At 58.2% G+C, this 12003-nt stretch carries 8 protein-coding genes; 5 read left to right on the top strand and 3 right to left on the bottom strand.

The genetic code is table 11. From position 1 onward, the window contains the following. Positions 1 to 265 precede the first annotated feature (265 nt). Positions 266 to 604, top strand: a complete 339-nt coding sequence (locus tag NATGR_RS16520; RefSeq protein WP_005576789.1) for a winged helix-turn-helix domain-containing protein — start codon at positions 266 to 268, stop codon at positions 602 to 604. A gap of 1079 nt (positions 605 to 1683) precedes the next feature. Then, positions 1684 to 3894, top strand: a complete 2211-nt coding sequence (locus NATGR_RS16515) for a PAS domain S-box protein (RefSeq protein WP_005576791.1) — start codon at positions 1684 to 1686, stop codon at positions 3892 to 3894. A 422-nt stretch (positions 3895 to 4316) separates the two neighbouring features. Here the strand turns inward: NATGR_RS16515 and NATGR_RS16510 are convergent, their stop codons facing one another. Next, positions 4317 to 5102, bottom strand: coding sequence for a hypothetical protein (locus NATGR_RS16510; RefSeq protein WP_005576793.1), 786 nt, complete (start codon positions 5100 to 5102; stop codon positions 4317 to 4319). Between the two features lie 658 nt (positions 5103 to 5760). Between NATGR_RS16510 and NATGR_RS16505 the strand changes: the two genes are divergently transcribed. From NATGR_RS16505 to NATGR_RS16495, 3 genes are all read left to right on the top strand, one after another. Continuing rightward, positions 5761 to 6267: a hypothetical protein gene (locus NATGR_RS16505; protein WP_015233826.1), complete on the top strand. Its 507-nt coding sequence runs from the start codon at positions 5761 to 5763 to the stop codon at positions 6265 to 6267. 373 nt (positions 6268 to 6640) lie between these two features. Beyond that, entirely contained in the window at positions 6641 to 7795 is a 1155-nt protein-coding gene (locus tag NATGR_RS16500; RefSeq protein WP_005576796.1) for a S26 family signal peptidase, read from the top strand. Between the two features lie 388 nt (positions 7796 to 8183). Beyond that, a complete protein-coding gene (locus NATGR_RS16495; protein ID WP_005576799.1) occupies positions 8184 to 9476 on the top strand; it encodes a DUF5305 domain-containing protein in 1293 nt (430 codons plus the stop codon). Positions 9477 to 9636: 160 nt separating this feature from the next. Here the strand turns inward: NATGR_RS16495 and NATGR_RS16490 are convergent, their stop codons facing one another. Then, positions 9637 to 10269 (bottom strand): HalX domain-containing protein, encoded by a 633-nt coding sequence (locus NATGR_RS16490; RefSeq protein WP_005576801.1) that lies wholly within the window; start codon positions 10267 to 10269, stop codon positions 9637 to 9639. A 280-nt stretch (positions 10270 to 10549) separates the two neighbouring features. After that, positions 10550 to 11173, bottom strand: coding sequence for an RAD55 family ATPase (locus NATGR_RS16485; protein WP_005576802.1), 624 nt, complete (start codon positions 11171 to 11173; stop codon positions 10550 to 10552). Positions 11174 to 12003: the final 830 nt, after the last annotated feature.

The raw sequence follows: 12003 nt of genomic DNA, 5'->3' as shown, positions 1-12003 counted from the left end.
CTCACCGTGGCCCGAGCACGTAAATCGCCTCGAGGTCACGTGGTTCGAGAGACTCCGTCTCTCGTCATCTCGGAAGATCAGTTGACACCCTTCGACCAGCCATTGTGGCATGGTTTGTTACATCGATTGTCGGCTTCCTCCCCGACCTCAAGGGTCGGGGCAGCCGCCTCGTACCGCCTGTGAACTGGGAGATACCGTCCCAATCATGTTGGCCGAAAGGTCTTAGTTTCCAGTGGGGATAACCTTTCGTCTCGAGAGTTTAACGATGAAACTCCGTCAACCAACTGACTTCCTCATCCTAGAGGAACTCGAGGACAAAGGTCGAAACGTTGCGACGAATCTGGCCTCCCACACGGGGAAGAGTCGGAAGAACATCAACACACGATTACCGGTGCTCGAAGACTACGGCCTCGTTCGGAAGATCGGTCCGGCCGAACGCTCCGGCCTGTACGAAATCACGTCCGACGGGAAGGCGGCACTGCTCTACCAGGGGCAGTACGAGCAAGTAGATAACTTCGAGGACCTCATCGACGGCCCCGCCGCCGCCACTGACGACCCGCAGGCGAGTTTCGCTCGCGGTGAAGACCAGACAGAAGACAGCTAACCGATCGGCAAGAGAGCCCAATCTCGAGAAGAGCCAGGACGAGGCCGACAGCAGCCAGTGGTGAAAGCAGTCCGTCCGATCGGAGTTGCCGGTCCGAGTGCACCTACGACAGGTGGAGGATAGACGGTGAAATCGGGTCTTTTGATACGGTAGCTCGTCACGACGTCCGCAACGGCTTCCAGTTAGTGCTTGCCGACGCAGAGTCCCTCGAAAGGGCGGACAAGACGGCTGTGGGGGGTTCTCCCCAGCAAATCTGAGAGGAGCTTGCGGAGTCGTCGACTGACACATTCCACGCGTTCAGGTGCGTGCTGACGTTCTTTCGGCGACCGAGTGTCGCTACCGACCTGGCCCACATGTCATTACAAGTGTACTACCGTAAAAAGAGAGTTTCAATGACTACTGACAGGATCGACGACCCGTGTAAAGGTCTTCCTCGAGTCACGATCGACTGCTGGTTCTCGAAGCGGTTGTTCGACTCGATTCGGTTGGGTCGTCTCGGTGTGACCGGAATCGCTGCCGTGTCCTCGAACTCGCGTAGAGTGCCAGACGGAACGAAAGATACTGGGTGAGCGCGGTGACAGTGTTGGAACTGCCCGAGGAGCGGTAACGAGAGCGGTGGCGGGTGGACGGTTCTCGGTAGGCAGCATCTGGCCCCGTTCCAAGCGTCGACTGCTGTGTCGAACCGACCACACGACTAGTACCGTCCCAACCGTCGACTGACGGGCCGAATCGAGCCACACCGCCAGATTCGACCCATCAGTTCAGGCTTGGCCCGCCACCAGGGTCGACCCAGCAGTGCAAGCTTGGCCCGCCACTGGCTGTCTTCTCCCTGTCCTGTTAGTTGTCTCCCTTCCCTTCTGACTGTTCGGGCTGTGTAACGCTTTCCCAGCCAACTACAGCACGGTCTCTCTGTTAGAAAGCTCGAACGAATTCGAGCGAGTCCGAGGTGTTCCCGAGACGAATCACTGGACACGCGCCCGAAATCACCGCTGTTATCTGTGTAACGTCCAGTTGTTCGCTGTACGAGCGCAACCACGGCTGCTGACCACTTGCCGGTCGTCGAACACCAACCCCAATCCATGACCGACCGAATACTCGCTGTCGAAGATACCAACGGGCAGACAAACAGCCTTCGTACGATCTTCACACGGAATAGACGGGTCTGTAGCGAGGTCGAACTTACAGTTGCGACCGGAATTAGCGACGCAACGTCGACTCTCGAGACGAAGTCGATCGACTGTATTCTGAGCAGACAGGAGCTTTTGGAGGGAACGGGAGTCGAACTCCTCAGAACGGTTCGGCAGGAGAATTCGGAGGTGCCATTTTTTCTCTTTGTTGCTGGTGACCTAACGACGGTTGCGAGGGATGCAGTCAATGCAGGGGTAACCGAGTATCTACCGCTCTCAGATGCACATTCTGCGGGTATTGCACACCGGATCGAAGATGCTATCGAAGCGCATCACGACGAGCCGCCGCTGGCCGAGTTGCTCGACTCCGTCCCGCATGCGGTTCTCGTGTACGACCCAGCACGGGCGACGATTACTACAGCTAACAAAACGGCGTGTGACTATTGGGGGTACACGGTGGACGAACTTCGGCAGCAGTCCCTCGAATCGGTCGGCGCTGAGGCCCAACCTGCGTTGGACGCGTCGTTGAGTGAGCTTTTAGAGCACGGCCACAGCGAGTCCATACAGCCCATCGAATGGCAGTGTGAAGCCAACGATGGAACGGAATTCTGGACGGAGCTTACCGTCCAATCGATCCAGTATGAGGGAGACACTGCTTTTGCCTTACACGTTCGAGACATTACAGACGAGAAACGACAGCAAGAAACACTCGAGTTGTTCAGAGAAGCGATCGCTCGGTCTGGCCACTCGATGTACATCACTGACTCTAGTGGTGAGATTTTATACGCGAACGCGGCCTTCGAAGACGTAACAGGCTATGCGTATTCGGACGTCGCGGGGTCAACACCACGGGTTCTCAAATCAGGGGCACACGACACCGAGTACTATCGGCAACTGTGGGAGACGATTCTCGAGGGAGAGACCTGGCAAAACGAAATTATCAACGAGAGAAAAGACGGGTCCCGATACATCGCCAATCAGACTATCGCCCCTCTCACCGATAGCCAAGGGCAGATAAGCCACTTCGTCGCCGTCAACGACGAGATAACTGACCGAAAACGACGGGAAGAGAAGTTCAAGCGCCTGTATCGAGCAACAACGGGGTGGATCGAGGCTGACTCTCGGAGCGAAGCCTGCAAACAGGTTAGTGAACACGTGACAATGCTACTCGAGTGTGATCTGCACAGAGTCTTTCTCTCCGATACGGAAACAGACGCACTCGAGCCGGTATCGGTCTCGGACCAGGGCGACGGTGTGACGACAGATCGACCGACGTTCGAGGCCGGTGAGGAAATTGTCCGGGAGGTTTACGAAACGGGTGTCGCTCGCCGATGCGATGACGTCTGGACCGCTGAAAATGCCTCCAACGCAGAGACTGATCTTCGAAGTAAGCTCGTTCTTCCACTCGGTGATCACGGTGTCGTTCTGATCGGAGCACGAGAACCGGGGTGTTTCACCGACGACGACGAATGGCTCGTGAAGATCATCGCTTCGATTCTCACAGCCGTTTTGGACCGAATCAGGAACGAGCGACAACTCGAAGAACGGAACAGTCGTCTTGCAGAGTTTGCAAGTCTGGTCTCCCATGACTTGCGGAACCCGCTAAACGTTGCTACGGGGCACCTCGAGCTCGCCCGAGAGAGCGGTGATCTCGACCATCTGAACGACGTTGCAGCGTCTCATACTCGGATGGAAGAAATTATCGAGGATCTGCTCTGGCTCTCTCGAGAGGGAAAAGAGATACAGCGTCCGCGACCGGTGACTCTCGAATCGGTCGTCGAAAGGGCGTGGTCGTACGTCGAGACGGGCGACGCAACGCTCGAAACAGCGTGTGAGCGAACGATCGATGCCGACCCGGACCGTCTCCAGCAACTGTTCGAGAATCTGTTTCGTAATGCCGTCGAACACGGTGGTGAGGATGTCACAGTGACGGTTGGGCTGTTCGACGGCGAAGTCGGCTTCTACGTCGAAGATACGGGTGACGGTATTCCCTCGAACGAACGCGATGACGTCTTTGACTCGGGCTATACGACACTCGAGGGGAATACGGGGTACGGCCTCTCGATCGTGGAGACAGTTGTCGAGGGGCACGGGTGGAGTATCGATCTTGCGGACGGTGAAGACGGTGGGGCGAGATTCGAAGTCTGCATGGAGTCGGAGTAGCGCCGATATCGTCTCGTTCTCATACGGTTTACTGTAAGTCATTTTCGGCACAACCGCGACCCGGGCGGCGGTTGCGCCGGCAAATCGTTACAGTAATCCGTATCAGAGGGGCGGGGTGTGATGTCGAGGCGAATCCGGGAATCGCTGCTTCGTCGAGAGTGTTACTCTGCGCGAGGTTGTCTCTGATACGGACTGCTGTCCCGCTGTTCCGGCGCGACCGCAGGCGTGCTCGTGGTCGCACCAGAACTGACGGACAGCAAACCGCATGTCTCCGTTCTCGTAATCGACGGTATCTACGTATCGGCTGGTCCACGAACCGGGAGCTGGGGCGGTTCAGCGGCTCGGGTCGTGGACAGTCTCACTGCTTCCGCCTCGTGCCGCCTGTGAAAGTCGTCCCGGACGGGCTGTGGCGGCGTCACAACTCACCAGTGGATTTCGCCAGCGGCCGTGATTAGTCCGCTCTCTCCCGGCTCGTTACCGGCTCCCGAAATTTCCACTCCGTTCTTGAACGTGATGTCTCCTCCGGCAGTGATACTGGCTTCGGCGCCACTGATTTCTACCGTCTCTTCGAACGTAATGTCTCCATCTACATCGATGCCGCCACTGCCTCTGATCTCGAGTTCGTCTTCGAACGTGAGGGCTCCCTCTCCGCTGATACTGCCACCACCTTTGATGTCGACTGGCTCTTCGAATCGACTGTCGCCTTCGATCACGACATCGTCGGTGACGCTGGATTCGGAATAAGTATCTTCGCCGGTCTCACACTCGATCTGGAGCGCGTGATCCGTCGTTCGGTCGGCGACGACGTGAACGGTGCCGCTGGTCTCGAGTGTCACGGTAACAGTGGCGGCTGTCTCTCTCTCGGACTCGTGGCAGGCGACGGTGACGGAGTATCGATCGGCATCGGTAGGGGTGGCTGTCACGTCGAGGGCCGTTGCCTCGACGCCGGTAATCGACGCCGAGATCACGGTAACGTCGTCGATCTGACCGGTCGTATCCAGCAGGTCGAATATAGCTGTGGGGCTCTCTGGAGTGACCGCGGCCTCCTGTGAACTGTCGGTAATTTCGAGCAGAGCATCGCTATCCTCGGCTGTTTGTACCGCAACGCCCCGGTCTGCGTTGCTCGTAGAAAACCCGTACGCTGGGACGGTAAGTAACACTGTCCCGGCGAGAACGAAGGCGACCCCGAGTATCGTAACTGTGCGCATGTTTCGGTGTTGTTACGGTGTCGTTCGACGTGGTCGTGTTTCTGCCCTGGCAGTCGCGTCTCCAACGTCTGTTGGATCACAGTCGCCGACGTTGGCGGCACTGAAGCGCCGATACTGTCGTTTGCCTGCTCTCTGTCCTCGTTTTTCTCCCCACCGACTCTCTGGGGCGAGTCATGCCACTCGAGTCAAACACGGAGGCAGTCGTGGGTCATCTCGGGCAGTCATGGGAGCAGACGGGTCGTCCAGGCGTTCGTGAGTTGTTCCGTGGCCCTTCCTGGCTCGAAGCCGACTCCAGAACGCGAGGCGTTTTGCCGTGGAAGCGAGACGCGACGCGTCTCGATACCTGGCGGCTCCTGGGACTGGGGGTGTGGAACAGTATGCCGCCGTAACAATTCTCGTAACTTAAATGTATGGATCGGGAGTGTAGGCGAGACGGTTGCCGGGAGGCTGTCGCATCGAGCGCTGGGTGTGTACACGGCCTTGCTCTCGTATTCACCTGCTTCGAGTCGTACACTACCCGAAACGTTGGTTTTGGTGACAGTCCATTGATTGTTACAGACGAGGAAGTAGAATAGTTAAGTGTGCAGAGTCGTTAGAACGAATTAGATCTGTGTGTAACGGTCGATAGAGCTATCGGCCGGCCACAGGGGAACACAACATGAGACGAACTCGACGAACGGTACTGGCTGGATTGGGGACGGTCGCTATCGGCGGTGGCACTGTACTCGCAACGGGAGCGTTCGACACGGTTGAAGCGGACCGATCCGTGGACATCGAGACTGCAAGCGATGATACTGCACTGTTGGGGCTCGAGATTCTCAGTGAGACACTCTCGGGAGCTGACGAGGCTGTCATCGAATTCGATCTCGATACTCTCAACGTCAGTGCAACGACCGAATTCGAAGATGCTTTGGCGATTACGAACAACGGAGAAAGGGAGGTAACGGTCTCGATCAGGGACGGAAGCGACGAGCTACTCGACGCTGATGGGGCACCGATGGCGTTCGATCACGACGACCTCGCGTCGGGAGAAACGAGTATCGAACTCGGGATCGAACAGACAGCGAAACTGGATGTCAGCTTCGACGTCACCACGTCAGACCCTGACGAAGATATCGGTATCCCCGAAACGATAACGATCGTTGCAGAAACCGACGAGGAGTAACGCGTCGCACGTTTTGCACCTCGAGGTGATCCAGCGTTCGGCGTATCCGTATGAGAGATCGAGTGTCAGTATGGGTTGACTGTCGTTTTCGACTGCTGGGACGAGCGAAGCGTCTCGTCCAGGCATCGTCGTGGAGACAGGAAGGTATCGACGGTCCATTCGGTGTCGCGGCACGCGCCGAACCGATTGGCGCGACCGCGTCCCGGAGTGAGCTGCTGATGTCTCACGAGACGCGTCCCAGACCGGCGATACCGGGACCGACGCCGTCGACTCTCGGCAGGACGACGTCCTGTGGGACGGGGCGACCTGCTCGTGCGTTACAGCCGTTTAGTGAACTGAGAGCTGGGAAGTCCCACACTCCGACTCGTCACCCATGCGAACAGTTCTAACTCGAACGGTCGGTCTCGCTGTAGCCGTCGTTGTCGTTGCATTGTTACTCGGTCAGTTGCTCGGACAGCCGATTCTCTTCGGCTACGTTGCGACGGGGAGTATGGAGCCAACGATGGACGCCGGTGACGGCTTTATTGCTATCCCGAACGCCGTCTCTGGGCCGCCCGCAGAGGGCGATGTCGTCGTTTTCGACGCAGTCGAACTCCACGGAGGTGAACTGACGACTCATCGCATCGTCGAGGAGACCGACGAGGGCTATATTACGGTCGGTGATGCGAACCCGTTTACCGATCAAGACGCCGCCGAACCACCCGTCAGCGACGAGCAAGTCGTCGCCCATGCACTGCAGGTACACGGCGAGGTCGTTACGATCCCGTCTCTCGGCTCGATCGTCGTCGGAGTAACGGCCGTTACGGAAACTGCCGTCGGAACGATCGCAACGGCAGCCGGTGTTACAGACGTGTTCGACACCAATGATGCCGGTGCGTTTCTCGTCGGTAGCGGGATTGCCCTCCTCGGGTTTGGCCTCCTGCTCGAGGTTCTCAGTCCAACGAGCCGAGACACGCGACGGTCACGAAACCGCCCGAACGTGGTCGGTATCGGGACGGTGGTGGGGATCGTCTTGCTCGTATTCGTCACGTTCGCGACGGCGTCGATGGTGATCCCGTCGGGAACGATCGCGTTTGGGGTAGGGAGTGCAACGGCACCGAGTGACGACCCACAGGTCGCTGCACCCGGTGAACAGATCGAGGTCGAGCACGAAACCGAAAACTCGGGGTATCTCCCCGTCCTCGTCGTTCGGGAGGTGCATCACGAAACAGTGACTGTAAGCCCCGAATGGCAGACGGTTTCACCCCGGAGTAGTGAGACGGCAACTGTTGCTGCGACTGCGCCCGAAGAAACCGGCGAGTACACCCGTCACGTCGACGAACACCGGTACGTGCTGGTGACCGCGCCCTCGCTGCTCGTCTGGTTCCACAGCCTTCATCCGCTCGTTGCGATTGCAGCGGTAAACGGCGTCCTCGTCGCAGCGGCGATCACGATCGTGGTCGTTCTCTTTGGCGCGACGGACCTTCGACTTCGGGACCCGGTATCCGACGTTTCGGTGCTGGTGCGCCTTCGCCGAAAATTCCGGTAGACGAACGCTGCTGGACGCTCTGGCGAATCCAGGACACGGCCCGATTCTGAGACGGGCTGTCACGTCTGCATGCACCACTTACCGTCCTTTCGGCGCAGAGACTCTCCTCGGGGAGCGCTCGAGACGCGACGCTTCTCGTGGTCTCGAGATCGGTGCTTTCCTGCGACTAGGCAGTGAACAGCGTAAGCCGGTAGCGGTAACGAGTCCGACCAGCAAACTGCCCCGCGTTGTCGACACAGGAGTAAGAGGGGAATCGGAGCCACCAGTATCGGTGAGATAGCAAGAGTAATGATGTCGGCTTACAGATAGTCACGCGAAGCCATACCGACTGGTCGCCCGCCAGGAGAAACCGGGTGAAAGCGCTATCCGACAACGAGAGTACACGACGATGATCGACAGCCCACGGTTTGATCTGGTCGCTGCTAAATACGGGAGGGGGCTTGCGGTCGTCTTTCTCGTCGTCGGACTCTCCGCTCTCACGCTTACTGGCTGGGCAGTTGCCACACCGGAGACGACCACAGTAACGCAGGAGGTGGGAGAAGAACGCATCGAGACCGATGTCACGACTACTGCGACCGTCGTTCAGGACGGCCTCTGGGCGAACGGAACGACACTCGAGTCGAGCCCGGTGTATCTGTACACCGACACGCCCGAGTTGACGGTTACGGCGGAGACGGCGGTTACTGATTCCGGAACGCCACTCGAAGAGGCAGCCGTCGAGCACGATCTGTTCCTGCGTTACGAAGCCGAACGCGATGGAGAGGTCTTCTGGAGCGACCACAAAGGACTGGACGACGAACCGACAGTCTCCGCAGGCGGCCAGGCAAATACCTCGGCGACCATCGACGTCCGAGCAGTCCGTGAGCGGATTCTCGAGTTAGAAGACACGCTCACTGGTGTCGGCGACATCTCGGTTTCGGTCGGTGTCGAGACGGCGTACGACACGCGTTCGAACGGTGGGGCGGAGAGCGACACGGTGCCACTGGAACTGACAGGAAGTGCCTATTGGCTAGATGGCACGCACGAAATCGAGAGCACGCATCCCGAGACAGCGTCGGTCGAAATAGCGGAGTCACCGAACGTGGCGGTCGTCGGTGCTGGTAGTTTCCTTGCTGCACTCTCGCTACTGGGGGCTGTGCTCGTGGTGTCGCGTTCGAGTACGAACGTGGCGGCTGCCCGCAAGCGAATTCATCGCCAGCGGCACGACGAATGGATCTCGACGGGGTCGATTCCGATGTGGATCGGAGAACACAATCTCGAACTCGAGACGCTCGAAGACGTCGTCGACGTCGCGATCGATACGAACGAACGCGTCGTTCACGATACGCAGCGGGACCTGTTTGCCGTCGTCAATGGTGACGTAGTCTACTACTACAGCGATCGTGGTGGGTGGGGAGAGACAGCGTGGCCGACGGTCGAGATCAATCACGACAGTGAGACAGCCGATCCCACGACGTTCGACCGGCAGCAAGCGCACACACGATCAGATAGCGCTCCAGCAAGCCTTCCCGAGGACGACACGGCCCAAGAAAAAGAACACAAAAAAGAAAGCCAGACCGAACGAGAAGCGGAAGACGAAACGGGGGAGGCAACTGGGACAGGCGAAGAACCTGACTCGACTACTTTCACGCAAGCAGACCTCCCGGACCCTGACGACGACGACGCGTGGGACCAAATCTGACGGCCATGCCACGGCGAACACAGCAACACCGTTCCGACGGACTCCCGCTTGACTACGCGCAGTGGGCGACCCGACGGACTCCCGCTTGACTACGCGCAGTGGGCGACCCGACGGACTCCCGCTCGATCGTCCCGCGAACAGCGGTACGGGCTCACCTCTCTCAATTCGGATTGTCGGGGAGTGACCCGCTAACTTCGTCCGATCCGGACTCGATGTCCCGGAACGCAGCAGCGAAGTCCGTGTGACTCTCGAAGTTCGCAATCGCTTGGTCAGTTTCTGCAGCGACTTCTTCGATTCGGTCTGTCAACTCCTGATAGACCGTGCTTTCGCCCAGTTCGTGCTCAGTCTTCTCTTTCTCGAGCAGCGCCCGCTTCGAGACGAGAGCGTAGTACTCCTGGACAGACGACTCGTAGGCTGCTCTCTCGAGAACGTCTGTGAGGGCTGTCAGGAGTTCGTCTTTGGAGACTGGCTTCACGAGGTAGTCGTCGAAGCCCATTTCGATAATATCAAAGTCTGGCTCGACGGCTGTGATCATCAGCACCCGTGTGTCGTCGTCTTTCGATCGGAGCGTAGAGAGCACGTCGTCACCAGATTGTCCCGGCATCCGACGGTCGAGCAGGACGATGTCGGTCGATTCGTCGATCTTCTCGAGTGCTTCGTCTCCGCTATAGGCAGTACTAACGGACCACCCTGCTGTCAACCAACTCGCGAAGAGGCCAGCGAGTCGGGGTTCGTCGTCGACGACGAGCACCTCCGACTCCTCTCCTGGCGGAGAGGACTTTTGCTCCGTCATTGATCCTGCACCTAGCAAGTGAATGCTAGTACTGGGATATAAATCACATGACCGATTAGTAGACTGGAACACGGACGAGCAGTGAATCACCACGGGTGGGATGGTTCGTTGCTTGCGTGACTCCCTCCGAAACCAACCTGAGAGACGCGGCCTGCTCCGTCTGTAGAGTAGTCGGACACGGCGTGCGGTCACTACTCTGAGGACTTCGGTCGTCGTCGGTCGGCGTCGGAGCGTCCGCGGCGCTATCCCTGCGTTGGGGCCGAAAAGAGAGTTTGCGTGATTACAGGGCCAGGCCGGTCGTCGTGACCGTCGTCTCGGTGCCGTCCTCTGGGGCGACGTTCACGACGCCGTCAAACAACTGTTTGAGCGTGTCGACCGTCTGTTCGTCGTGTGCTGTCGAATCGATGAGATAGATTCCGAGACCATCGGCACTCTGAATCCGTCCCGTAAAGACGTGCAAGAACCGAAACACCGTCTCGAGGTCCGAGTACAGTAACAACGTCGAAATCGAGTGCAACATGACGCGATTCTCGGTGATTCCACGCCCCTCGTAGAACTCCTCGAGAAACCTCGAGACTGCAATTCCGATGCTCGTCATATCGACAGGTGAGGAAACGTACGAGACCTGCGAGCTATCGCTGGATTCGTTCGACTGTTGGTTCGAGACGCAGTCGACGATGCCAAGCGGTGGCGACTCCTGTTGCGTTCTCTCGCTACATCTGGCTCGAATGGTGTCGGCGTTGTCTTTTGTCGTTACGATAATCGAACCGTCCCCGCGTTCGGCTCCCTGTGCGAGAACGTCGAGTGCGAGTTGGCGTTTCCCAGTAAGCGGTGGTCCCGTTACGAGGATATTCGTCCCCGGAGCGATCGTGGCGTCCGTCTGGATGTCCGCAAACTCATACATTGTGCTGTGTCCCTCCCATAATCCAGCCCGCTATTCTCGAGTGCGATGCAGTTGATCGAAAGGTAACTACGTTATTGATAGAAGAGAATATAGTCTTTGCGAAAAAGCATGCAGGGTTCTAGTGTAACCAATACGTGTTACCAGAAACGACTATCTCGCTGTGTGACGGCACTAGTTGCACGAACTGAGTGCCGATCGTTTCTGGAAGTAAACGACGAGAGTGACTGGTCACCAGTTCTGCATCTATAGGGAAGTTCGAACCCGTTCGTAGCAGTGGCTATCGAAGAGCGCTCCGTCGGCATGCGTCGTCGGGACAACACCCGTTGTCGCTGGCCGCGAAGAACGAACCCGTCGCCTCCGTAATCGTCACGACATCAGGCTCGTAGCCCCGCTGGCGAGACTGTGACACGGCCGCCAACTTCGTGATCCGATCGAGTCAGTGTAGTTGTAACCACGAGTGGACAGCCACAGTCGTCTGACTCGAGACAGCAACCGAGAATCCCGGCTCCTTGCGTGCACCGAAGAAGCCGAACAAAAGAGCCGCTGAGGAGAGTTTCCGATCAGCGCCGAGAACGTTCCCCACGGGTGCTTCGGAACGGCGAGTCGGTACTGATCACAGACCTGAACGAGTTCGACACAGAAGCAGTTTCCAATCGGCAATGAACTTCAGACTGGCAACCGGTGGACAGTGACCGTCACCGCCAACACCGACGACGCATTCGACCGGGTTGACACCGCCGTAGCGTCGATTCTGACCGCCAGACAGATTGCCCGCTGTCGGCGGCTGGACGAGGTTGGTAGTGGATGGTGGGGGCGGCTGTGTACGCCTG

This window comes from Natronobacterium gregoryi SP2 (genome assembly GCF_000230715.2).
Taxonomy (GTDB): domain Archaea; phylum Halobacteriota; class Halobacteria; order Halobacteriales; family Natrialbaceae; genus Natronobacterium; species Natronobacterium gregoryi.
The sequence above is the reverse complement of the archived record's forward strand: the minus strand, read 5'-3'. Positions and strand labels throughout refer to the sequence as shown.